Origin of the sequence: Limnobacter sp. UBA7229, assembly GCF_002473065.1 — a bacterium.
Lineage (GTDB): Bacteria > Pseudomonadota > Gammaproteobacteria > Burkholderiales > Burkholderiaceae_B > Limnobacter > Limnobacter profundi.
The window spans coordinates 116,140-138,604 of record NZ_DKTN01000016.1; the positions used below are offsets into that span (position 1 = coordinate 116,140).

The 22,465-nt window shown below is 53.9% G+C and carries 23 protein-coding genes; 4 read left to right on the plus strand and 19 right to left on the minus strand.

The genetic code is table 11. The features are described from left to right. Nucleotides 1–80 precede the first annotated feature (80 nt). A complete protein-coding gene (locus B4C79_RS09545) occupies nucleotides 81–647 on the plus strand; it encodes a histidine phosphatase family protein (RefSeq protein WP_291740928.1) in 567 nt (188 codons plus the stop codon). 146 nt (nucleotides 648–793) lie between these two features. Beyond that, on the plus strand, nucleotides 794–1,360 hold the full coding sequence (locus tag B4C79_RS09550; RefSeq protein ID WP_291740926.1) for a fasciclin domain-containing protein: 567 nt from the start codon (nucleotides 794–796) through the stop codon (nucleotides 1,358–1,360). Nucleotides 1,361–1,466: 106 nt separating this feature from the next. Here B4C79_RS09550 and B4C79_RS09555 read toward each other — a convergent pair whose 3' ends face one another. Beyond that, nucleotides 1,467–2,342, minus strand: coding sequence for a DMT family transporter (locus B4C79_RS09555; protein WP_291740924.1), 876 nt, complete (start codon nucleotides 2,340–2,342; stop codon nucleotides 1,467–1,469). A gap of 74 nt (nucleotides 2,343–2,416) precedes the next feature. On the opposite strand from B4C79_RS09555, the gene B4C79_RS09560 reads away from it, so the two are divergent. After that, the gene (locus B4C79_RS09560; protein ID WP_291740923.1) at nucleotides 2,417–7,396 is read left to right on the plus strand and encodes a PAS domain S-box protein; all 4,980 of its coding nucleotides are present in this window, start codon (nucleotides 2,417–2,419) and stop codon (nucleotides 7,394–7,396) included. Nucleotides 7,397–7,480: 84 nt separating this feature from the next. Next, complete coding sequence (locus B4C79_RS09565; RefSeq protein WP_291740921.1) at nucleotides 7,481–7,825, plus strand: PepSY domain-containing protein; 345 nt, start codon at nucleotides 7,481–7,483, stop codon at nucleotides 7,823–7,825. Here the strand turns inward: B4C79_RS09565 and B4C79_RS09570 are convergent. The 18 genes from B4C79_RS09570 to B4C79_RS09655 form a co-directional block, all read right to left on the minus strand. Next, complete coding sequence (locus B4C79_RS09570; protein WP_291740919.1) at nucleotides 7,822–9,132, minus strand: sensor histidine kinase; 1,311 nt, start codon at nucleotides 9,130–9,132, stop codon at nucleotides 7,822–7,824. The two genes, B4C79_RS09565 and B4C79_RS09570, sit on opposite strands and share 4 nt — an antisense overlap. Next, a complete protein-coding gene (locus B4C79_RS09575; RefSeq protein WP_171097067.1) occupies nucleotides 9,129–9,797 on the minus strand; it encodes a response regulator transcription factor in 669 nt (222 codons plus the stop codon). The genes B4C79_RS09570 and B4C79_RS09575 overlap by 4 nt, the downstream gene beginning before the upstream one ends. A gap of 5 nt (nucleotides 9,798–9,802) precedes the next feature. Further along, on the minus strand, nucleotides 9,803–10,111 hold the full coding sequence (locus B4C79_RS09580) for a PepSY domain-containing protein (protein WP_291740916.1): 309 nt from the start codon (nucleotides 10,109–10,111) through the stop codon (nucleotides 9,803–9,805). Between the two features lie 48 nt (nucleotides 10,112–10,159). After that, nucleotides 10,160–11,008 carry an EamA family transporter gene (locus tag B4C79_RS09585; RefSeq protein ID WP_291740914.1) on the minus strand — a complete coding sequence of 283 codons (849 nt, stop codon included), beginning with the start codon at nucleotides 11,006–11,008 and terminating at the stop codon, nucleotides 10,160–10,162. Next, complete coding sequence (gene phnP / locus B4C79_RS09590; RefSeq protein WP_291752215.1) at nucleotides 11,005–11,772, minus strand: phosphonate metabolism protein PhnP; 768 nt, start codon at nucleotides 11,770–11,772, stop codon at nucleotides 11,005–11,007. The genes B4C79_RS09585 and phnP overlap by 4 nt, the downstream gene beginning before the upstream one ends. Next, a complete protein-coding gene (phnN, locus tag B4C79_RS09595) occupies nucleotides 11,763–12,329 on the minus strand; it encodes a phosphonate metabolism protein/1,5-bisphosphokinase (PRPP-forming) PhnN (protein ID WP_291742522.1) in 567 nt (188 codons plus the stop codon). Before phnN ends, phnP begins: the two co-directional genes overlap by 10 nt. Then, the gene (locus B4C79_RS09600; RefSeq protein ID WP_291742524.1) at nucleotides 12,322–13,521 is read right to left on the minus strand and encodes an alpha-D-ribose 1-methylphosphonate 5-triphosphate diphosphatase; all 1,200 of its coding nucleotides are present in this window, start codon (nucleotides 13,519–13,521) and stop codon (nucleotides 12,322–12,324) included. The genes phnN and B4C79_RS09600 overlap by 8 nt, the downstream gene beginning before the upstream one ends. Beyond that, a complete protein-coding gene (gene phnL, locus B4C79_RS09605; protein ID WP_291742527.1) occupies nucleotides 13,518–14,228 on the minus strand; it encodes a phosphonate C-P lyase system protein PhnL in 711 nt (236 codons plus the stop codon). Before phnL ends, B4C79_RS09600 begins: the two co-directional genes overlap by 4 nt. Before the next feature lie 15 nt (nucleotides 14,229–14,243). Then, nucleotides 14,244–15,074, minus strand: a complete 831-nt coding sequence (locus tag B4C79_RS09610; protein WP_291742530.1) for an ATP-binding cassette domain-containing protein — start codon at nucleotides 15,072–15,074, stop codon at nucleotides 14,244–14,246. Beyond that, complete coding sequence (locus tag B4C79_RS09615) at nucleotides 15,071–16,009, minus strand: alpha-D-ribose 1-methylphosphonate 5-phosphate C-P-lyase PhnJ (protein ID WP_291742532.1); 939 nt, start codon at nucleotides 16,007–16,009, stop codon at nucleotides 15,071–15,073. The genes B4C79_RS09610 and B4C79_RS09615 overlap by 4 nt, the downstream gene beginning before the upstream one ends. Continuing rightward, nucleotides 15,996–17,126 carry a carbon-phosphorus lyase complex subunit PhnI gene (locus B4C79_RS09620; protein WP_291752217.1) on the minus strand — a complete coding sequence of 377 codons (1,131 nt, stop codon included), beginning with the start codon at nucleotides 17,124–17,126 and terminating at the stop codon, nucleotides 15,996–15,998. Before B4C79_RS09620 ends, B4C79_RS09615 begins: the two co-directional genes overlap by 14 nt. Next, a complete protein-coding gene (phnH, locus tag B4C79_RS09625; RefSeq protein ID WP_291742538.1) occupies nucleotides 17,126–17,689 on the minus strand; it encodes a phosphonate C-P lyase system protein PhnH in 564 nt (187 codons plus the stop codon). The genes B4C79_RS09620 and phnH overlap by 1 nt, the downstream gene beginning before the upstream one ends. Further along, complete coding sequence (gene phnG / locus B4C79_RS09630) at nucleotides 17,682–18,152, minus strand: phosphonate C-P lyase system protein PhnG (protein ID WP_291742541.1); 471 nt, start codon at nucleotides 18,150–18,152, stop codon at nucleotides 17,682–17,684. The genes phnH and phnG overlap by 8 nt, the downstream gene beginning before the upstream one ends. A gap of 10 nt (nucleotides 18,153–18,162) precedes the next feature. Further along, on the minus strand, nucleotides 18,163–19,188 hold the full coding sequence (phnE, locus tag B4C79_RS09635; RefSeq protein WP_291742544.1) for a phosphonate ABC transporter, permease protein PhnE: 1,026 nt from the start codon (nucleotides 19,186–19,188) through the stop codon (nucleotides 18,163–18,165). A 23-nt stretch (nucleotides 19,189–19,211) separates the two neighbouring features. Then, a complete protein-coding gene (gene phnC, locus B4C79_RS09640) occupies nucleotides 19,212–20,015 on the minus strand; it encodes a phosphonate ABC transporter ATP-binding protein (RefSeq protein WP_008248407.1) in 804 nt (267 codons plus the stop codon). A gap of 11 nt (nucleotides 20,016–20,026) precedes the next feature. Further along, nucleotides 20,027–20,971 (minus strand): phosphate/phosphite/phosphonate ABC transporter substrate-binding protein, encoded by a 945-nt coding sequence (locus tag B4C79_RS09645; protein WP_291742554.1) that lies wholly within the window; start codon nucleotides 20,969–20,971, stop codon nucleotides 20,027–20,029. Nucleotides 20,972–21,000: 29 nt separating this feature from the next. After that, a complete protein-coding gene (phnF, locus tag B4C79_RS09650) occupies nucleotides 21,001–21,729 on the minus strand; it encodes a phosphonate metabolism transcriptional regulator PhnF (protein ID WP_291742557.1) in 729 nt (242 codons plus the stop codon). A gap of 154 nt (nucleotides 21,730–21,883) precedes the next feature. Continuing rightward, nucleotides 21,884–22,399 (minus strand): hypothetical protein, encoded by a 516-nt coding sequence (locus B4C79_RS09655; protein WP_291742560.1) that lies wholly within the window; start codon nucleotides 22,397–22,399, stop codon nucleotides 21,884–21,886. Nucleotides 22,400–22,465: the final 66 nt, after the last annotated feature.

The window sequence follows — 22,465 nt, forward strand, 5'->3', positions numbered from 1 at the left end:
AAAAAGCCAGTGTAAACTGGCTTTTTTGTTTTGTGGGCCAAGCAAACAGCCCCACAGCCTCAAACCCAGAGGGTGAATTCATGCAGCACCGAATTGCTCAGTTTCTTGTTCTTTTCCCGCTCATTTTGTTTTCAACTTCGGGGCGTACCGAACCCGATGCCTGGAACCTTTGGAAGCAGCCCGGGGTTCATGCAATTATGCGCCACGCCAGTGCGCCCGGTTTTGGCGACCCGGAGGGTTTCACCTTGAGCGACTGCAAAACACAACGCAACTTGAGTACGGCAGGGCGAGAAGAAGCCCGGGTATTGGGTAAGGCCATTCAAAGCAAGGGGATCAAGTTAACCGCGATTTATTCCAGTCAATGGTGCCGCTGTTTGCACACCGCAGAGGAATTAAGATTGGGCAAGGTGCAGGCTTTGCCTGCCTTGAATTCATTTTTCCAGGGGCGGGGCAGCAGCACTGAGCAAACCACGGCTTTGAAGAAACACCTTGCCACGCTTAAACCCACCGACAAGGTGTTGTATGTCACCCATCAGGTCAATACCACCGCCCTGACCGGTATTTATCCAGACTCCGGTGAAGTGGTGTTGTTCAAGTTCAGCCCAGAAGGCGAAATTACGGTACTTGGCCGAGTACAGACCCCATGACACCGCCTTGCGAACCTTAACAAAACTTAACCCAGGGACACTGAACTTCGCCGGCACAACTGCCTCGAACAGTTAACGATTTCGGTTCAACAGCCGGGACGTGTGGAAAATCTTGTAGCTTGAAATTCCAACTGGAGGTAGTAAACATGTTGAAATCAAAACTCACGACAGCAAGCCTGATTGGTTCAATTGCACTTTCAGCAGCCGCTTTTAGCCTGCCTGCCCAAGCAGAAATCATGGTGGGTGGTGCGCCCATGCTGCCAAGCAAAGACATTGTCGACAACGCTGTCAATTCAAAAGATCACACCACTTTGGTGACTGCCGTACAAGCCGCAGGCCTGGTGGATACCTTGAAAGGCAAGGGACCATTCACAGTATTTGCGCCAACCAATGATGCATTTGCAGCACTGCCGAGCGGCACCGTGGACACTCTTCTGAAACCAGAAAACAAATCGGCCCTGCAAGGTGTGCTGACCTACCACGTGGTGCCTGGGAAAATTACAGCCGCCGATTTGAGTAATCAGATTGTTCAAGCTGGTGGCATGGCCACCCTGAAAACAGCATCAGGTGCTTCGCTTGGAGCAAAGCTGCAGGGCGATAAGGTGGTGCTGGTTGACGAAAAAGGTGGTACAGCCGAGGTCACCATTGCCAACGTTACCCAATCCAACGGCGTGATTCACGTGGTGGACAGCGTATTGCTACCCAACTCCTGATTCCAGAGTTTCCCCTGACGGGCGCTCAGCAAGCCTGTCGTCATCTCCGACCTTAAAATTGCTGTTTTGGCGAGCCCACGCGGTTCGCCTTTTTTTATGCAGCTTTCTAACGCGCCCGGGTCACCAACACAATGCCCAACACCACGGGAACAATGCCAATGAAATCGATCCAGTTCAAAGGCTCGTTCAGCAGCCATGCGCCTGCCAACAAGCCCAAGGGTGGTGTTAAGAAAAACCACACACTGGCTGCGCTGGCACTGCCACGCTCCAACAGGTTAAACCACAACTGATAACCGGTAATCGACACCACCAACACCAGCCATGCAAATGCGCCAGCAAACGAGGGAGTCCAGACGATTGCGGACCAGTCTTCCATGAACAAGGCAACAGGCAACAACAAAAGGCCACTGAGAATGATCTGAAAACCGGTTCCGGTGGCGATGTCGGTGCGCACAGGCCATTTTTTGTACAGCACCGTGCCAAAGGCCAGGGTTAGTAAAGCGGCCAGTACCAGCAGGAAGCCTTCAAGCGAGTCTGTAGTAGAGCCGATTCGGTTGCGAACAATAAAGGCCACACCCAGAAAACCCAAAGCCAAACCCAGCACCTTTTGGCGTGTGAGGGGTTCGCGCAACAAAAACGAAGACAACACTGCAACCACAATAGGGTTTGCACTAATAAGAATGGTGGACAAACCCGAGGACAGGCTGCCCATGCCGGTCCAGCTTAAACCCAGATAAAGCGCATGGTTCAACAATCCCAAGGCGCTTAACACGCCCAACTCTTGGAGGGTTAATTTGCGCAGTGTTCCGCGCCAATGCGCCCAGGCCAGCATCAAGGCCCCAGCCACGAGAAAACGCAAAGTTAGAAACAACAGGGGTGGACTGTCGATCAAACCAATTTTCGCAGCAGGAAATGCGCTGGTCCAGATCAGGACGAATGGAAACGCCAATGAAGCGTTTCTCAAAAGGGGGTATTGATTCATTCAAGGAAATCCAGTAATTGTGAGACATTGTAATCAGCGAATCTGCTAAACCTAGCCGACGACCGGAGTTTTAGATGCTCGAGCAGTTCCGATTAATCGTCGTGGATGATGAAAAACCCCAACTTGAAGCACTGTGTTCACTGCTTCAAGATGCGGGATTTGAAGTCAAAGGATTTCCTGAACCAGTCCAGGCGCTGGAACACTTGAAGCGCCAAAGCTTTGATGTGCTGCTCACCGACCTGCGACTTCCCGGCATGGACGGCATCGAGTTGGTGCAACGTGCACGCCAACTGGACCCCGATTTAAGCGCTGTGCTGATGACCGGCCACGGCAGCATTAAAACTGCGGTAGACGCCATGAAGCTTGGGGTGCTGGATTACATCCTGAAACCCTTCAAGGTCAGCGAGTTGATGCCGGTAGTGAACCGGGCCATCGAAGTGCGTAAATTAAAGCTGCAAAACTCGCAGCTGATCCGCGACCTTTCCAGCAGCAATTCACGCTTGCTGGAAATGAACCATGAACTGGACCACTTTGCCGGGCGCGTTGCTCACGATCTGAATTCGCTTTGCCACATTATTCAGGGATTCGCAGGCAGCCTGACACGCCGGGCCCACAGCAAACTGGACGAGCAAGAGCAGCGCTACCTGCTGCGTATCAATGAGGCCAGCGCGCGCGGCGGTCAACTGGTGTCTGATCTGCTGGCTTTTGCGCGGCTTGGCTCAGGCGAATTGAAGTTCAACCAGGTGGTGTTGAATGAAGTGGTGGAAAAAGCCAGAGCCATGGTGGAATCGACCGAAGGCCTGCGACTGGCTGACTGGAGCATTGCCAAACTGCCCGACATCGAAGGTGATGAATCGCTGTTGGAGCAGGTGTTTGTCAACCTGTTTTCGAATGCTTTGAAATTCAGCCAGATCCGGGAACTGCCGACGATTGTGGTTGAAGCCAATGTTCTGAACGATGCCGTCGAAATCAAGGTTATCGACAACGGTGCAGGCTTCGACCCTGACCGGGCCGATGGTCTTTTCAAGCCTTTTCATCGCCTGCACAACGCTCATGATTTTGAAGGCCACGGCATGGGCCTGGCCAATGTAAAAAGAATCATTGAACGGCACGGCGGTCAAATCACCGCTGTGTCTGCTCCCGACAAGGGAGCTGTGTTTACCCTGATTTTGCCGATACACCAACACAGCAGCATCACACCACGACAGGCAAACGTTGTAGCAGAAACCCCAAGCCTTGAGTTGACCAGCACAATCGACGAGAAAATTGACCCGCAACGCTCAGAATTATTGAGCGCGTGTGTAGAACGGCTCAACGACATCGTGATGATTACCGAGGCCTCGCCAATCGACGCGCCCGGCCCGCGCATCATTTACGTGAACTCGGCATTTGAAAAGGTAACTGGTTACAGCCGGGATGAAGTAATCGGCAAAAGCCCACGCCTGCTGCAAGGCCCTGAAACTGACAAAACCGAACTACAGAAAGTTCGGGCCGCCCTTGTAAACAAGGAATCTGTGCATGTCGAACTGGTGAATTACGGCAAGAGTGGCAAACCCCACTGGCTTGAAATGGACATTGTGCCGGTGTTGGGCTCGAACGGGGAGGTACCCTATTTTGCGTCCATTCAACGCGATGTAACCGAGCGCCGCCGGGCGGAGGACAAACTCAAACGCAATGAAGCGCTGCAGCGTATTGGGGGGCGCCTTGCCAAACTGGGTGCATGGGCCATTGAACTGGGCCCGGTGCCCCGCCTTTACTGGTCGGAAGAAGTATTCGACATTCTGGAGATTGGCAAAGGCCAACTGCCCACCAGTTATGACGATGCCCTGCGTTATTACCATGGCAAATGGAAAAAGATGGTGGAGGCTGCGCTGGCCCGCTGTTCAACCGAGGGGCTCGCATTTGAACTGGAGCCTGAAATGCGCTCCAACAATGGCCGGCGAATATGGGCTCGCGTGGTGGGCGAAGCGGTGCGCAACGAGAAAGGCGAGATTGTTCGAGTGCAAGGTGCTTTTCAAGAGATCACCGACTCCAAACTGGCGGTGCTTACGCTGATGCACATGAATCGACTGCTTGAAGCCCAGCAACGCGTGAATGACATTACCACCACCCTGGACAAGCCCGAAAAACTGTTGCAAGAGGTATGCAGCGTATTCTGCTCATTGGGTGGCCTGCCTTTGGCGTGGGTTTGTCAATTTGGCAAAGACTTGAGCGATTTGAAAGTAACGGCTGCCGATGGTTCTCAGCAAGAGTTTGTTTCTCAAATCATGAAGACCACCACCTTGCCGCGTGATCATGAACTGGTGGACCGCTTGCGCGCCGGGAAAATGCACATTTGCCAGAATGTGGCAGAGGAACCGCAAGCCAAAATGTGGCATAAACAGGCCATTGAAGAGGGTCTTGAGTCTTTTGCCATACTGCCCATTCATGCGCAAGGCAAACTGCGTGCAAGCCTGGTGTTGTTTGGGGCGGGCATTCACTTTTTCACCAACGAAGTGCGACAGCTGTTGAAAACCTTGGCGAAAAATTTGTCTTTTGCATTTGAAAACCTGTTGTTTGCCGAGGAGCGAAGCCGCAATGCAGAGCGCCTCAAATTGCTCGAAACATGCGTGGAACGCCTGAACGACATTGTGCTGATTACCGAGGCCGAACCAATCGATGGCGATGGTCCGAAAATACTCTATGTGAATGACGCCTTCGTCAGACGCACTGGATACTCACGCGAAGAAGCCATTGGAAAAACACCCCGAATTTTGCAAGGTGAGCGGACGCAGCGCGATGCATTGGACCGCATCCGCAACGCTTTAAAGGACTGGAAACCGGTTCGTGAAGAGTTGATCAACTACACCAAGAGCGGCGAAATGTTTTGGCTGGAACTGGAGATCGTTCCTGTGGCCGATGAGACAGGATGGTACACCCACTGGGTGGCGATTGAACGTGACATCACCGAGAGAAAACAGGCTGAAGCCGCATTGAAAGAGGGATCTGAGCGATTCCGGCTTTTGGCTAGCGCATCAAGAGACTGTATCTGGGACTGGAATTTGATCACCGATGAAATTTGGTGGAATGAAGGGTTCGAGAAATTGTTTGGGTTCGACCGAAAAAAAATTGAACCCAGCAATGATTCCTGGATTAATCGCATTCACCCGGAAGATCGTGAACGCGTGGTCAAAAGTATTTTTGAAGCCATCAATTCCAGTGAGGAAAGTTGGCAAAATGAATATCGATTTGCACATTTCAGTGGTCGCTGGCTGGATGTTCTGGACCGAGGTTACGTGATTCGGGATGAACAGGGAAAAGGCATTCGCATGATAGGCGGAATGACCGACATGACCCATATCCGGCAGTCTGAACGGCGCAGTCAAGCGCAATTGATACGGATGAACCTGCTCAACGAAATTACGCGCGCCATTGGCAATCGACATGATCTGGACAGTATTTATCAGGTGGTGACCAACAGCATTGAACACGAACTTCCTGCAGACTTTTGCCTTACCGCCTCCTACTCGGAACTCGAGAAAACCATTACCTTCAGGTCATTGGGCAATGCGACAGAAGTTTCTGCAAACCGCATCGGGTTTTACTTGCATGCGTCCATTCCGGCAAAAGGTATTCATCTGGACCGGGCACTTCAAGGCGAATTTGTGTATCAACCCAACCTCGGGGGCAGCATGTGCCTGACAGGCGAGGGCATGCACGAACTGGCGGGACTGGACAGCATGGTGATTGCTCCCCTGATGCATGAGAGCAAAGTACTGGGCATTATTACCACCGCACGAAAGGGGCTGGATGCCTTCTCGCCCGATGAGCTTGAATTTCTTCGTCAGTTGGCCGAACACGTGGGATTGGCCCTTGCACAAACCGAACTGCTTCGGGAATTGCAGGAAGCCTATCAGAACCTTCAACGCACACAGCAACTGGTGTTGCAACAAGAACGCCTGCGAGCGTTGGCGGAAATGGCAGGGGGTATTGCACACGACATCAACAATGCAATTTCGCCTGTGGCTTTGTACACCGATGCCCTGCTGAGCTCGGAAAGCAACTTGAGCGAACGTGGCCGCAAGCAGTTGCAAACCATTCAACTGGCCATTGACGATGTGGCCCGAACTGTGGACCGCATGGGGCAGTTTTCCAGACGACAGGAGGACGGCGTAGAACTGACCAGCGTGAACCTGGCCAAGGTGTGCGAACAATCCATGGAATTGACCAAGGCCCGCTGGCACGACATTCCCCTGCGCAATGGTATTTCAATTGAATTCAGTGTAGAACTTGGCCAGGATGTACCCGAGATAGATGCATCGGAACCCGAGTTGCGAGAAGCGCTCACCAATCTGATTTTCAATGCGGTAGATGCCATGCCCAGGGGCGGCACCATAACGCTGTCGACCCGACTGGAGAAAAAAAGCGACCATGACCAGGTGGTAATTGAAATACGCGACACCGGCCTGGGTATGAACGAAGAAACGCTGAAGCGATGCCTGGAGCCCTTTTACACGACCAAAGGTGAACGTGGCACAGGCTTGGGCCTGGCCATGGTGTATGGCATTGTGAAACGGATGCGTGGCCAGATTGAAATTGACAGTCAGGAGAATAAGGGGTGCACCGTTCGAATTTTGCTACCCACCGGTTGTCGTCAAAACAAATTACAAACCCGCGAAACGGGCGATCAAAAACCCCACCCTTCCTTCCACATTTTATTGATTGACGATGACACCAAAGTTCTGGGAGCACTGAAGGATGGTTTAAGCGCAAGCGGCCACAGGGTTCAAATTGCCAATTCAGGACCACACGGCATTGAGTTGTTTACCAAGGCCATCGCCGAGGGTGCGCCATTTGATGCGGTGATTACAGATTTGGGCATGCCTGGCATGGATGGGCGGCAGGTGGCCGAGGCTTTGAAAAACATCAACAAAGATTGCCCGGTGACCTTACTGACTGGCTGGGGCAAACAACTGGATGCCCAAACCACAGTGATACCTCACATTGATGCTGTGTTGGCCAAACCACCGAAAATATCCGAGATTCAGGCATTGCTGCGAACCCAAATTCAATAAAAGAATGAGGCCCTGAATTTTCAGCTTCAATTCATCTTGTTTTTCTAGACTGTGTACACATTGAACCCACACAGGAGAAACAACATGATTCGTCGCCCTACCCCTACACTGTCTGCCTTGGCTGTTGCTTTGCTGCTTGCCACTTTGATTGCTTTGCCCAAGGCATCGCATGCCGATGACGACCGATCAAATGCAACACGAGACACAGAGATCGTCAAAGCGTTTGGTTTGATCAGCGCTGAACAAGCCCGCGAAATTGCGCTAAAAGAAGCCCCTGGCGTGGTGACTGAACTTGAACTGGATGACCGCGACTATGCCAAAGGATGGAAGTGGGAAGTGGAGGTGGTCAACGCCGATGGCCGCGAAGTGGAAGTAGACCTGGATGCAAAAACCGGCAAGGTGTTGAAGGTTGACAAAGACTGGTTCTAAACCAGTGCACCGGGCTTGAAGTTGACACGCACCGCAAGCCCTGGCGCATTGTTTGCAAATTCAAGCACTGCGCCATAAGTACCTGCAATGTCTTGCGCAATCGCCAAGCCCAAACCGCTGCCCGGTGTGTTTTCATCAGCCCGAAAACCTCGCTGCGTGATTTCTGCCAGCGAGTCGGCGGGGCAACCCGGACCATCGTCACGAATTTCAAGTGTGGTGCCTTGAAGTGAAATGATGACTTGGTTGTTGGCCCACTTCGATGCATTGTCGATTAAATTGCCAAACAGCTCGAACAAATCTTCGCGATCACCCAGCAAGGTGGCGCCATGGGGTACCTGAACCACAAAGTTCAATGCCTTGTCGCGGTAAAGCGCTTTGCAACTGCCCACCAAGGCATTCAGTATTTCAAGCAAGTCAATGCGCTGGCCTGGGCGCAAATCACCCACCACCCGCACACGGGCTGTTTCCCGATCAATCAAGCGGGCCACCTCCGCGGTCAAGGTGTGAACCTCTTGGATGAACTGGCGGCGGTCTGATTCATCGCTGAGTTGTGAGAGCCGGGCGAGCCGGGTTTTCAAGGCGTGGGCCAAATTGCCCATGCCCTCGCGGGATCGTTTCAAGCGCTGATCAATCGCAGTGAGCAAACGATTCAACTCATCAACCAAGGGTTTGATTTCATCGGGGCCCTGAAATTCAAGCTGCTTGATTTCGCCTTGTTGCAAACGGGCCAAGGCTGCTTGCACTGCATTTAGGGGCTTTAAGGTTTTAATCACGATCAAGCGCTGAATCAACACCAGTGCCAACAAAAAAAGCGCCGAGAAACCCGCGTTGGCCAGCTGGTATTGCTTCAGGTTATTGCGCAATGGGGTGATGTCGCGCGCAATTGCAATGGTGAACTGTTGATTGTCTTTCTCGTAGTTGCGCGCATGCACCAAGAGGTATTGGCCATCGGGCCCGGATTGTCGAGTGATCAATGCCTGCGGTCCGCCCGGTGTTGGCAGTGTGAAATCAGCATCCCACAGCGAACGGGAGTAGCGAATTTCCGCTTGGTGTTGCAAGGCAAAGTAAGTGCCGGAATAAGGCTGTTGATAGGCGGGCACCAAACCGGTGGTACTCAGGGCAAGGGCATCTGCGGTATCAAACTCAACACCGGCCAGCAAGGCTTCACTGTCTTGCTGTAGTTGGTCGAGCAATTGTTTCTCCAGCAGGTTTTCAATGGCACTGGAGGAAAGCCACCACTGTGCCAGCAGCAACACCATGAGGCTAACGATCAAACCAAACGACAAGCGGTTGCGCAATGAATTCATGGTGCGGGCTCGCCAAATACATAGCCTTGCCCTTTGCGGGTTTGTATCCACTGCGCACCGATTTTCTTGCGCAGGCGGTTCACATACACCTCCATCACATTGCTGTCTTTGTCCGCATCGTATTCATACACATGCTCGGTCAACCTTGTTTTGCTCAAGGGCTGCCCGGGGTGCAACATGAAATAGCGCAGCAAGCGAAATTCTGTAGCGGTGAGTTGTTGGGGTTCTTCATCATTGACCTGAACGGTTTGCAAGGTTTCATCCAGCAGCAGGCCTTTGGCTTTCAGTGACTCAGGCGCTGTACCCACAGCACGCTTGAGTACGGCACCAATGCGCGCCAGCAATTCTTCAGTTTGAAAGGGTTTGGGTACATAGTCATCGGCACCCGCATTGAAACCTTCCACTTTTTCCTGCCAGGTTCCCCGCGCAGTCAGCACAATGACCGGCAATTTCAGACCTTGCTTACGCCAGGTTCTCAACACATCCAAACCTGGTTTGCCGGGCAGGCCCAAGTCGAGCACCACCAAATCATACGGTTCAATACAACCCTGCGCTTCGGCCTCAATGCCATCTTGCACCCAATCAGCCGCATACCCTGCCTTGCCCAGTTGTTTGTGCAACTGCGCGCCCAGTACCGGGTCATCCTCTACCAACAGCAGTCGCATGGCGCTTAATCGTCCTGTTCAAGTTGCAGCAGTTCGCCGGTGCGGGCATCGAACTCCATTTCCCACACTTTGCCGCTGCTTTCAAGCAATTCTATTTCATAGATGTACCGTCCATCGTCTTTGTCGAGATCGACATCGACAATGCGCCCCGGCTTGACCTTTCGGGCACGATCGAAAATTTGCTCAAGCGAGAGAATTTCGCCGCTGCGCTGAAGCTGGCGAATGCGTTTGTCGTCGTCTGCATAGGCAAACGGCGGTAAGACCGAAGCAAAGCAGAGCAGAACAAGCAGAAAAGTGAGGGCACGGGCTTTCATGATGAAAGTAATGTACCCGATTCACCTGAATTGAAGCTTAAAAAATGCCTAGAAGCGCAACACCACCAAACCACCGACGATGGTTGCTGCGGCGGCCAAACGCATTTTCCAGTGTGCGTTTTCCTTGAAAAGGAAGATGGACGCCAAAGTGGCCAGCACGATGCCTGCATTGGTGAAGGCCACCACCACAGCAGCAGGCATGCTGCGCATGGCCGCGATAACCAGCACATAAGCCAGGCCCACACACAGGCCACCCACTGCAATCATCCACAGTGGAGGACGCTCCGCAGGCACCCAACGACCTGTGCTGTGTTTCAGTTCAAGGGTAAGCACCAACCATGCAGCAAAGTAGCCAAACGACACAAAGCCCAAAAGGCCCGCAAAGCTGTCGATGTGTGCCGTGGCGAACTTGTCGCTGAGCGAATACACGCTGGTGCAGAGCATGGCGAGAAACGCCCAAGGCAATGCTGATTTGTTGGCACTGCCGCGCCCGGTGTCGGCGAGCAAGGCCAAACCCAACACACTGATGGCGATGCCCACCCAGGCGGCCATGCTGAGTTGCTGATCAAACAGCCACAAGCCCCACAAGGCAATCAGCAAGGGCGAGCTGCGCACCAAGGGATACACCAAAGCGACAGGCGCATGGTCATAGGCCTTTTTCAAACCCAGAAAGTACAAGGCGTTGGCTGTGGCTGAGATGGCGGCGAGGGCAAGAAATTCAGGCGTGAAACGGGTGTGTTGAAACAACGTGTAAAGCCCCCATGGAGCAAGAAGCACCAAGTGACCGATTAACACCCACCACAGCACATAACGCGCTTTGGGCTGCTGGCGGGCCATGAGGTTCCACACCACATGCATGCACACCGAAAGGCCAATGAACAGGGCGGCCTGGGTCATTGAAGTTCGATGATGGCATTGTCGCAGGCCACCTGCACCCCTTGCGGCAACACCGGGTTATTCAACATTTGCCAGGTGTCGCTGCGGTGATTCAGGTGGGTTAGCCATGCACGCACTGGTTTGATTTGTTCAATCAAGGCCAGCGCCTGATTCCAGTCGTTGTGATTGCCGCCAGGCGCACCGACGTTGTTGCTGGGCGGGTCGGTGGCATCAATCGCCAAACCTTGCGGTTTGCTCTGTTGAAGCAATTCCAGTGTTTTGGGTGGCAGGCCCACTGTATCGGTAAGGTATGCAAAGCGAACACCCTGGCGATTTTCAATCAAGTAACCGAAAGTGACTTTGGAATGAATCAAGGGCAAAGGTGTGAAAGTCAAAGACCCGACTTGAAAAGGCTCGAACTTGGTTTGAGGTTTGAACTCGAGAATGTCTGGATGCTTGAACAGATCGGCACATCCTTCAGAATCGGGTGGACAGTACACAGGCACCTGACCCGACACACCCCAACGCAGGTGAAACAAACCCTGCACGTGATCGGGATGAAAGTGGGTCAGCACGATTGCGCTGTAGCTGCCCAGTGGAAAACGATCGTGCAGATTCATTAAACCGGCATCGAGTACCACGCGTGTGTCTTCATCTTCGATCAGGGCAGAACAGGGCCTGCGCACAAACACACGGTTGTTTTCGGCACGCTCGCAGGCCGCGCAGTTACAACCGTAACGCGGCACACCACCGGCTGCGCCGGTTCCCAGATAAGTTATTCGCACAAGGTCACCTTGCTGTGTTGTTCGATCAAATTGACCAATGCTGCGCCTGCATCTTCAAGTGATCCATTGTTGGACACAGTGATGCCCGCCGGGTGGCTAAGCTGCAGAATCATGTTGCGGCTGATTCGCGCATCAATCTCGGCTTCAGATTCGCGAGCGCGTTGCATCAAACGCGCTTTCAAAACATCATGCGCCACCTCGATGGTGACCGGCAACAGTTCGGGGTAGTTCTGCATGGCCTGGGGCAGGTATTCACGTGATCCATTCACCACCACGGTAATGCCCTTGCTCAGCCATTGATTGATTTCAGCGCCAATGCCGTAGCTGTTGCCGTGGCTGTGCCAATGCATGGCAAACAAGCCAGCCTGAATGCGGGCATTGAATTCAGCCTGCGACAGGGCAATGTGATTTTCACCCCCTGAATTGGCTGGTCGGGTGATGTAGCGGTGCGCAAACTGCACCATGGGCTGCCCGGCAAGCTGCGCACGGGCATGGGCCATGATGGAATCTTTCCCGCTTCCGCTGGGCCCCACCACATAAAGCAGGCGGTTAGACAAGCGAATGCTCCGCACTGGGTACTGGGTTGACTACGGGGTGCAGGTTGGCGAACTGTGCGCTGAATACGGGTTTGCCGGCCACCCACACGCGTTCTACTTGCGGCAAGTTATCGGGGTGGGCCACTGCAATCAAATCGGCCCGCTTGCCCACTGCAATTTGCCCGCGGTCATTCAGGCCTGCCGCGCGCGCGGGGTTCAATGTAACCAATGCCACGGCTTCGCTGATTGAAATACCCGCCAGTGCAGGCAAGGCCAAAGCCGCTGGTAGCAAGGCTGCAGGTGAGTAATCGCCACACAAACAATCGGCCACCTTGTTGATGACTGCATCGAGTGCGCGCATGGAACCCGATTGCGATTTGCCTCGCAGAATATTGGGCGCACCAAACAGGGTGGCCAGGCCTTTGGCTTTGGCTGCCTGCGCAGTTTCCAGATTGATTGGAAATTCGGAAATAACCGCACCCAGGCTGTGAACAATGCTGACCTTCTCAGGGCTGTCGTCGTCGTGGCTGGCAATGGAAACACCGTGGGCTTTTGCCACACTGGCCAATGCTTCCATGCGGGCCGTTGCACCCTGTGCTGCTTTCAATTTTTGTTGCAGTATGGCGTCGAATTCTTCATCGCTTTTTTTGTAGGTTTTGCCCAGGTAATTGCGATAGGCCTCCACGCTTTTGAACTGACCCTGACCAGGTGTATGGTCCATGAAAGAAATCAAATGTGCATCGCCATGCACCAGCAAATCGGTGAGCACTGGCACCGCAGTTTCGTCGGTGACTTCATAACGGGCGTGCACGCGATTGTCGACCAAGGCATACTTTTGCCAGGCATGCACGGCGCGAGCCAGTTCAGCCGCGAAGGTGTTGTTGCGCACCCCCAGCTCGTGATTGGCAAACGACAGGGAATGGTAAATGGTGGTGACACCGGCTGCGGCATTGCGCTTGTCGGCTTGTGCACAGGCAAAATTCACTGGAAAGTGCACACCCGGGCGTGGCTCCACTTCTTTTTCAAGTGCGTCGCAGTGCAAATCGACCAGACCAGGCATCAGCATGGCGCCTTTCAGGTCGATGGTTTGTGCGCCGCTTGTGGAATCAGGATCCAGGGCAGTAATCACCCCGTTTTCAATCAACACGGCCATGTTGTTTAATACACCGTGTGGCAGCACCACGCGGGCGTTGATTAAAAGTTGCTTGTTCATGCGTGTAACTCCAGTGTGTGTTTGGCCATGGCCAGTTCAACCACGTTGTCGGCCAGGCGTTCAACCAGTGCCGGGTGGTGAAAAATTGCCAACATGGCCACGCCTTGTTGTTTGATGCTGTTCAGTAAATCGACCACACGGTCGGTGGTGTCGGGGTCCAGGCTGGCCGTGGGCTCATCCAGCAACAACAAGCGTGGCTTGGCAATCAAACCACGGGCCAGGTTGACGCGCTGTTTTTCTCCACCCGAAAACGTGGCCGGTGGTACGTTCCACAGCCTTTCCGGCACATTCAGTGTGCTGAGTAATTCGCATGCCTTGTTGCGTGCACTGCTCGCGCTTTCGCCCTGCCGCACCAGTGGTGCTGCCACAATGTCAACAGCAGCCTTGCGCGGCAGGCAGTGCAGAAACTGGGTGACAAAACCAATGTCACGTTCGCGAAGCTGAAGCATTTCACTTTCGCTGGCACCGCTTAAATCGATGGTGCTGCCATCTTCTTGCGTAAAAAGCATGCTGCCGCTGCTGGGCAAATAGGTTCGGTATACGCACTTCAACACCGACGACTTGCCGGCGCCTGTGGGGCCCACCAAGGCGGTCAACTGCCCTGGCGTTGCGCTTAAATTCACCTGGCTGCACGAGGGTATTTGCGTACCCTGTTCATGCAAGGTGAAGTGCTTGCTGAGGTTTTGAATGTCAAGAATCGGATTCATGTGTATTGCCAACCTTTACAAGGCAGAAGCCACCAGGCGTTGCGTATACGCATGCTGGGGGTCTTCAAGAATTTGATCGGTCAGCCCGGTTTCAATCACGCGGCCGTACTTCATGACCATGGCCCGGCTGGTCAAAAGGCGGATCACGCCCAAATCGTGAGTCACCACTACCATGGCGGTTTTCAGTTCCTGCTGAATTTCAAGAATCAAGTCGAGAATTCGGGCTTGAACAGAAAGATCCAGACCTGTGGTGACTTCGTCGAGAAACAGCAGGGGCGGTTGTGTGGCCAGGGCTTTGGCAATTTGCACACGCTGCTGCATGCCACCTGAAAACTTCTTCGGTGAATCGTCTATACGGTCGGCCAGCACTTCGGTGCGGGACAGCAAATCGAGCGCGCGTTCGCGAATCGCCTTGTAGTTCACCAAGTCGCTCATCAACAGGCGCTCGGCAATATTCCCGCCAGCAGACACGTTGAAATTCAGGCCGAGGTGAGGGTTTTGGTACACCATACCGAAGCGGTGGTTGCGCAGCCAACGACGCTGTGCGGCGTTCAGATCGAACAGGTTCCACGCATGGTCATGCTCAAAAAATTGAGCTGAACCCCGGGTGGGTTCTTCATCGAAGAACAGGGTTTTCACCACGGTGGATTTACCACTGCCCGACTCGCCCATGATGCCCAGAATTTCACCCGGGTGAAGCTCGAAGCTGACATCGTGCGCCGCCACCACCGAGCCACACCAACTGCAAATATTGGTCTCTTGCTCGGGGCCTGTGGTCTCGATGCATTTGGAGCAACCACGGCCGTGAACTTTGCTTAAGCCTTGAACACTGAGAATTGGCTTCATGCATTGACCCCTTCAGCCTGATTCAACTTGAGCACCGCCAGTTGATCGTTGCAGTAATCGCTGTCAGAACATTGGTACTGACGCTCGCCCTGTTCACTGATCACCTCATCCAGAAAACTGTGTGTACAGCCACACCGCATGCAAGCATGGCGATTGCCCTGCGAATCCAGAAAGTTTTCCGTGCGGAACGGCACGTCTTCGAATGCCAAAGGCACTGCGCTTGTGTAAGGCGGCACTGCGTATATTTTCTTTTCGCGGCCAGCGCCCAGCAAAACCAGATTGGGGCAATGGTGCAAACGCGGCACGTCGTATCGCGGAATCGGGCTGGGATCGATGACGTAATGGCCATTGATTTTGGTTGGGTAGCGGTGCGAAATCGTGATCTCGTTGAACTGCACAATGTCTTCGTACAGCTTGGTCAACAGGCGCGAGTAATCACCCTCGCCGTGCATGGTTTTGCGTTTTTCTTCCGAAGGCTCAACCACCACCAGTGGGTCGGGGTAAGGCACTTGCAACACCAGCACCTGGTCTTCGCGCAACATCACCTCGGGTATGCGATGGCGCGATTGAATAATGGTGGCTTCCACAGTGCGCTCGGTGGTTGAAACACCGGGACAGGTCAGTTCTACAAAATGCCGCAGGTTCACTGCATTGACGGAATCGTCTGCGCCTTGATCGATTACTTTTAAATTGTCGTTTTGCCCGATCAGCGACAAGGTGAGCTGCAAGCCGCCGGTACCAAACCCACGCCCCATTGGCATTTCACGACTGGCGTAAGGTGTCTGGTAACCAGGAATGGCAATGGCCTTCAGAATGGTGCGGCGTACTTCACGCTTGGCATACTCATCCAGAAAACCAAAGTTGTAGGCAGTGCCCTCATGAAGGTCGCTGTCTGCCTCTTGCTCGTCAATCGCGGGCAGTTCATAGTGGCGCATCGTGCAGGTCTCCTCTTGCTTTCATCTGTGTGGCGCGCAGGCGGTCCATGTCACTTTGGAAGGTGACGTAGTGCGGCATTTTGTAGTGGTTGGCAAAACCCATGGAGTCCACACCATCGATGTGAAGCAGCACAAACTCCGGGTCTTCCGACGGGTTGGATGGGCCATCGCGCATGCCTTTTTGCAAGGCACGGTCCAGAATAGCCATGGAAATGGCCTTGGTTTCGTTGTGACCCAGGCAAGCGCCGTAACCCAGTGTAAAAGTGGGCAGTTCGCCCGGCTCGGCACCTTCGTACATGGCCACCACTTCGCATTCGGTGATCAGCACTTCGCCCGCCTCGGTGGGCTCTCCAGTGACCGGGTGGGGCAGCAACACGGGCAGATAGCCCACGCGCAGCTCGGCAATGGTGGGGTGAATGTCGCCATATCCCCGCATATTGGAATAAGCCATGGCCAGCAGTGAACCTGTTTCTGCACGCGCCATGGTCGCCAACGCAGCAGAGCGATTAACAGGAAACACCAAAGGTTCGCGCGTAATGTCGAACGCCTGTTCAGGCCTGTTTTTTGAAGCAGCACTGATTCCTGGAATCAGTCCTTCGGCGCGCAATGAATCGAGCACTTTGGGAAACGTGTCGGGCAGGCTTGTGTGGGCTGCATGGTTTTTCAAAAACCGGCGTGCCATGTTCTGAAACACCTCGGCGCTTTCATCCACCAGATCAAGGCGCATCAGGCGCAAAGCATAATCGGTTGTGGGGCCCAACATTTGGCCACCTGGAATGTCTTTGAACGCGCTGGAGATTCGGCGAATCAATCGCATATTGCCCGTGCTTTGAACCGGTGTTTCAAGCACGCGCGGTTTCGTCGAACGGTAGGCGCGCAACGCAAATGCGGCCTCCAGCGTATCGCCCTGCATTTGCTTGATGGCCAATGCAGCCAGACGCGGGTGGTACAAGCCACCTTCAGACACAATGCGACTGGTCAACAGGCGCAGCTGGTTTTCAATGGCATTCAGGCTGATTGGTGTGCCTTGTTCGCCTTCGGCGGTGCGCAGTGCCTCAAAAGCAAGTTCTGCACCTTCAATGGCTTTTGCGCCACCTTTAATGGCCACATAACCCATCAGAATTCTCCTTGAACTTGTGTGGTGCGTGGCAAGGCCACCACCTGGTTTTCACTGACCAGAATGAAATCCACACCGGTGGGAAATGCGGCATTCCAGAATGCTCTGCGTTGCAGCCAGGTCTCATTCAAGCCAGTCACGTGCAGTGTGTTTTCCTGCTCAATGCCGGGGCCTTTCAACACCATGGGGAGGGCCGCATCCGAGTTGTCAAAACCGTGCACCTGCAAAACTAGGGTGGCACCGTATTCGGGTTCTTCCAGCGTGCCCAGCATGGGCTGAAATGCCGGCGACTTACCGCCGTTGCAAACCACAAAATTTGCGTGGTCTGCCACAACCATTCTGGCCTCCAGCCGCATGCGAACATCCCCATTCAGCAAGGCATCGGGATCGGCCAAACCAACTTCGCCGTCAATCAAGGTGGCCAGCACCTGTTCCAGCGCTGGGCCTTGGCCATGCAGGTTTTGAATGCGGCCCGGATAGGCAAAAGCATTCATCAAGGCTTTGAAATTGAGCTGCTGCAGTTGAGGTGTGTAGGTTTTCAAAGCATCCGGATTTTCAAACATGCTCGTCCTCGTCCAGGGTGCTTAACAATGAAAAGTCCACCTTGGTGGCACTCAAATTGGCACGGCGAAGTGCCGCATCGGCCTGTACCTGGGTTGCGCCTACCTGCAGGCTGTGTTCAACCAGTTCCCAGCCGGGTAGTTGTGCCGCCAATACACCATCGAGAATTGCCATGGCGCGGGTCAGGCCCACACGGTCGTCCATGCAAATGGCCGCACCTTCTGCCACTTTGCCGTTCGGGCTGTGAATGCGGACATGCGCTTTGGTCACCGGAATTTCGCCCAGAAAATAAGCATCGCCCATGGCGCTGTCGCGCAGCTGTAGCAAGCCCAAACCTGCTTTCGGAATGTGAAGGTCGGTGATGGTGCAAGCGGCACTCACTTCTTTGGCCAAAGCCTTGATGCGTGCAGGCTCGCTGGCCTGCCACATGCGCAACCACTGGCTGCGGGGAATGTTGTTCGTCATGTCGCTTCCCTTAAATCAACTTGGCGCGAATGCGTGCCGACAATTGATCGAGCACAAACACGAAGATGAAAATTGCAATCAAAATGGTCATGACATGACCATACTGGAACAGATCAAATCGGCCTTTCAGTTCCTGACCAATACCGCCGGCACCCACCAAGCCAATTACAGTGGCCATGCGCAAATTGCGATCCAGAATGTAGGCGGTGTAGGCGATGTACTGTGGAAACACTTGTGGAATCACGCCGTACCACAAGGTTTTCAACTTGCCGGAACCAATCGCCTCGAGCGCTTCCTGAGGTTTACGGTCTGCATTTTCAATGTCTTCTGCGTAAAACTTGCCCAAAAAACCCGCTGCATGAAAACCCAGGGCCAGTACCCCGGCGATAGGGCCGAACCCGTAAGCCAGCACCAAAAAAAGCGCCACAATGAGTTCGGGCATTGATCGCAACAAACTGATCAGGCCACGTGTTGCGGTGTATGTGAATTTGTTGGGGCTGTAATTCACCGCCGCGAAATAAGCCAGTGGGATGGACAGCACCACTGAAATAATCGTGCCCCAAAACGCAATTTCCAGTGTTTGAATCATTTTCACAAACACGTCCCACACATAACCCAGTGGGCGCACCAGCACCTCTCGGGTTTCTGTCACGCTTTCCATTTCCAGCGTGTCGGTGTTCATGCGTTGCGTGGTAACTTCCTGCGTTTCGATGTAGGCCAGAGCAGGTAAATCCTCACGGTCCAATTCGGGCATTCGATTGGTTTCTTCTTGCGTGGCCACCACGGGTGGCCACATCACCTCACCCACACGGGAGAAGCCGCGCACCACTTGGGAATCGTCGTTGAATCCCATCAAATTGCCAAAAGCCTGGCTGGTCATGCTGACCATTTTGTCCATCTCGGTGCGGTGGCCGGTCACCAACAACAAAGCGAACACACAAATTAAAATCAACAGGTGTTTGGCGCTGTAGGGGGCTTCAAGCCGCCAACGCAGCTCCGTACCCGGGGGCGGCATGGGAATGGGTTTGCTACTCATGGTTGTTTTTCCGTATGGGGTATTCAAGCAGTGGCCAGGCGCAAACCCGGAACTTGCAATTCAATTTCTTCATCATCGGCAGGGGTGTCTTCCCAACGCGCGCCGTGGTACAGGTCGTTCACTTTGGCATCGGTAAATTCGGCCGGGGTGCCATCAAACACCACCTTGCCGTTGCGCATGCCCACAATTCGATCGCCAAACTCACGTGCCAAATCCACTTGGTGCAAGCTGCACAACACCGTGGCACCGCGCTCGCGTGCAGCGTCCCGAATCAGGCCAAGGATGTCGGCAGAAATTTTCGGATCCAGACTGGCCACGGGTTCATCGGCCAATACCACTTCGGGATCCAGCATGAAGGCGCGGGCAATGCCCACGCGCTGCTGCTGCCCGCCCGACAAATCGCCTGCACGGCGGGTCAGGTGTTCAGGCCTTAAGCCGACTTGCTCAACCAGTGCGCACGCCTTGTCGCGTTGTTCAGGTTCAAACCAACCCGACAATGCACGCGCCATGCTGACCTTGGGCAACATACCTGCCAACACATTGGAGGCCACGCTTAAACGGGGCGACAAATTGAAGTGCTGGTGAATCATGGCCACACGTTGGCGCAACATTTTTTCCGTACTTGAGTTCAACACCTCGCCATCAATTTTCACAAAACCCTCTGTGGGCTTGACCAAGCCGTTGACTGCACGCAGCAAAGTGGATTTGCCTGCGCCTGAAGGGCCGAGAATGACGCAAAACTGACCTTTTGGAATCTGCAAGGAAATATTGCTCAGTGCATGCGTGCCATCGACCCACTGCTTGGAAATGGTGTTGAACTCAATCATGGTGTACTCCTTTATCGCTTGCTGGCCTTGGCCATCAGGTCTTGCTTCACGTTCTCGGTAACCAGGTCGAACAACTTGCCGGCGTTGGCCATGTCTTCTTCGCTCACCTTCGAGGTGTAAGCATCCACACGCGTGCCGCCGTAACCGCGGATTTGGTCTTTGGTAATGCCGGGCATGGTGTGCACGGTGTCAAATGCGGTGCGAAGCTTGGCCTTCACATCGGCATTCACCTTCGGGTGAATGGCCAGTGGCGGGTAAGGAATGGGCGCGCTTTTGGCGACCACCTTAAATTTGTTGGGGTCGATGGCCTTGGCGTTCACCGCTTTTTCGAATGAATCAAAAGAAGCACCACCCACATCGGAAAGACCTTCATTCAAGGCATTCAACACATTGGCGTGGCTGCCCGCCATGTTCACGGTTTTCGCATCCAACCAAGGCTTCACGCCACCTTGCATCATCATGGCCACTGGCACGTTAAAGCTTGAAGTACTGTTCACATCACCCAGCGCAATGCGTTTTCCTTTGATGTCGGTGATGCTGTTCACATTGGCGTCTTTGCGCGCGAAAATGCCGCTGTAGTACACCGATCCACCGCCACGTACAGCGAGTGCCAACAACTCGGCGCAACCGCGTGCCTTGGCTTGCAGGTAAGTGGCTGGGCCATAAAAGGCAATGTCGGCCGCGCCACTGCACATGGCCTCTACAGCAGCGGAATAGCTTTGCCCCACCTTGATGTCAAAGTTGATGCCAGTGGCCTGTGTAATTGCGCTGAACACGGGTTGGAAATCTTTTTTGGTGCCGTCTTCAGTGCCGCCATCGGCGGGAATCAAAACCACGCGCAGGGGTTTGTTGGCGCTGCCGTCGTTTTGAACCTGGGCCATGGCCAAGCCAGGTGCAAAGGTTGCTGCAACAGCCAGCGCGGTGAGTGTTTTCAGGGTGTTGCGTTTTGAAATCATGAAAGTTCTCCGGGTTCGATAAGGAGTGATTAAGGATTAATGCGCAGTTGAATTCGATCCGCGCGGAATCGCGTGATGGCGTACTCCACGGGTTCACCGGTTTTGCTACACAGGTTCAGGCTTTTCACGCGAAGCACTGGGCGGTTTTGCGGCATGCTTAACAGCCGTGCGTCATCGCCTTGGGGCAACACGGAAGTCACCAAACTTTCCGTGCGGCGTGGCGTGCAGCCGTACTCTTTTTTCAGCAGGGCATGCAGCGACCCGCCCTCGTACAGGTTTTCAAGATTCGGAAATCTTGCGGCGGGCAAAAAATGTGAAATCACACACAGCGGGCGCCCTTCACCAGTGCGGACAGATTCAATCCACACCACTGGGTCGGCCACTGCGATATTCAAACGCTCGGCGACACGATGAATAGCGGGAATCACTTGCCGTTTGTGAACAATGTCCTCGGCCTGCATGCCATGCGCCGCCAGGTTCTCGGTAAACCGGGTGCCCTGCCCAATTTGGTAATCAAGATAGGTGTCGAGCACAAAAACGCCCTTGCCATGGCGACGCTCCAGAAGACCCGAATCAACCAGTTCATCAATGGCACGGCGCAGGGTATGGCGGTTGACGCCGTAGTTTTTTGCCAGCTCGCCCTCGGCGGGCAAACCATCACCGGGTTGGTAGTTGCGCAGCACTTCCTGCTCCAGTTGGCGGGCAATCTGGAAGTAAAGGGCTTCACCGGTATCTCGGGCAAGGGCGTACAGGGTCATGGCAGTGATCTAGACATGTAGACAATGCACGCAGTGTACGAAGAGGCTGTGAAGTTTTTATGACGCTGGCTGTAACAAGCCGAAGCAAGGGCGTAGAACTACGCCGAAAGGCCCATGAAACGGACCTTCCGAAGATTATTTAAATTATTGTGACTCAAGATTTATTGGATGCACTGCTGCTTTCCACCAGGCGCGGTTGCTCATCACGGGGCCATTCAAAACTGTAAAAACCCTGCTTGCCATTGATGGTGTAATCAAACTGGCCACTGATGGCACGGGGCTTCATTTCCAGATTGAACACGCACTGGTTGGGGGCTTCACAACCGTGCTGGCTCACCAGGGTGCTAACTTCGGGATCGATCAACGGCGCAGTGTGCAAGCCCTGTGGGGTCATGAAATACACCCCGGCGTTGTTGCCGCAGTGGTTTTCTATCAGGGTATGGCCGACGCCCTCAAACCGGAATTCGCAATTGTTTTTCGATGCGTACGACAGTACCTGCTGGGCCGCCGCTTTTTCCTGGCAGGAAGAGACACCAAACAAAGTGAGTGCGGTGACGACCATCAAACTGAACAACACAAAAAGAAATTTACTGGCTTTGCCCAGAAACGAGCCCTGCCGTCGATTTGAATCGAACGACAGGGAGCGCGACCTGCTGCGTTGGTTGAACATGGCTGGTGACCTTCTGTGAGTGAGGTTGGGATATTGGCAATGAAGCTGCCCTTTCCCAACGTCTCA

Bases quoted from the DNA above. Each gene is read 5' to 3' on its own strand.
- phnF (WP_291742557.1), bottom strand. From the start codon at position 21,729: ATGACCCTGTACGCCCTTGCCCGAGATACCGGTGAAGCCCTTTACTTC.
- B4C79_RS09615 (WP_291742532.1), bottom strand. From the start codon at position 16,009: ATGCGCCACTATGAACTGCCCGCGATTGACGAGCAAGAGGCAGACAGC.
- B4C79_RS09600 (WP_291742524.1), bottom strand. From the start codon at position 13,521: ATGAACAAGCAACTTTTAATCAACGCCCGCGTGGTGCTGCCACACGGT.
- phnL (WP_291742527.1), bottom strand. From the start codon at position 14,228: ATGAATCCGATTCTTGACATTCAAAACCTCAGCAAGCACTTCACCTTG.
- B4C79_RS09560 (WP_291740923.1), top strand. From the start codon at position 2,417: ATGCTCGAGCAGTTCCGATTAATCGTCGTGGATGATGAAAAACCCCAA.
- B4C79_RS09545 (WP_291740928.1), top strand. From the start codon at position 81: ATGCAGCACCGAATTGCTCAGTTTCTTGTTCTTTTCCCGCTCATTTTG.
- B4C79_RS09570 (WP_291740919.1), bottom strand. From the start codon at position 9,132: ATGAATTCATTGCGCAACCGCTTGTCGTTTGGTTTGATCGTTAGCCTC.
- B4C79_RS09645 (WP_291742554.1), bottom strand. From the start codon at position 20,971: ATGATTTCAAAACGCAACACCCTGAAAACACTCACCGCGCTGGCTGTT.
- phnC (WP_008248407.1), bottom strand. From the start codon at position 20,015: ATGATTGAGTTCAACACCATTTCCAAGCAGTGGGTCGATGGCACGCAT.
- B4C79_RS09550 (WP_291740926.1), top strand. From the start codon at position 794: ATGTTGAAATCAAAACTCACGACAGCAAGCCTGATTGGTTCAATTGCA.
- B4C79_RS09555 (WP_291740924.1), bottom strand. From the start codon at position 2,342: ATGAATCAATACCCCCTTTTGAGAAACGCTTCATTGGCGTTTCCATTC.
- B4C79_RS09655 (WP_291742560.1), bottom strand. From the start codon at position 22,399: ATGTTCAACCAACGCAGCAGGTCGCGCTCCCTGTCGTTCGATTCAAAT.
- B4C79_RS09620 (WP_291752217.1), bottom strand. From the start codon at position 17,126: ATGGGTTATGTGGCCATTAAAGGTGGCGCAAAAGCCATTGAAGGTGCA.
- B4C79_RS09565 (WP_291740921.1), top strand. From the start codon at position 7,481: ATGATTCGTCGCCCTACCCCTACACTGTCTGCCTTGGCTGTTGCTTTG.
- B4C79_RS09585 (WP_291740914.1), bottom strand. From the start codon at position 11,008: ATGACCCAGGCCGCCCTGTTCATTGGCCTTTCGGTGTGCATGCATGTG.
- B4C79_RS09575 (WP_171097067.1), bottom strand. From the start codon at position 9,797: ATGCGACTGCTGTTGGTAGAGGATGACCCGGTACTGGGCGCGCAGTTG.
- phnE (WP_291742544.1), bottom strand. From the start codon at position 19,188: ATGAGTAGCAAACCCATTCCCATGCCGCCCCCGGGTACGGAGCTGCGT.
- B4C79_RS09610 (WP_291742530.1), bottom strand. From the start codon at position 15,074: ATGAAGCCAATTCTCAGTGTTCAAGGCTTAAGCAAAGTTCACGGCCGT.
- phnH (WP_291742538.1), bottom strand. From the start codon at position 17,689: ATGTTTGAAAATCCGGATGCTTTGAAAACCTACACACCTCAACTGCAG.
- phnG (WP_291742541.1), bottom strand. From the start codon at position 18,152: ATGACGAACAACATTCCCCGCAGCCAGTGGTTGCGCATGTGGCAGGCC.
- B4C79_RS09580 (WP_291740916.1), bottom strand. From the start codon at position 10,111: ATGAAAGCCCGTGCCCTCACTTTTCTGCTTGTTCTGCTCTGCTTTGCT.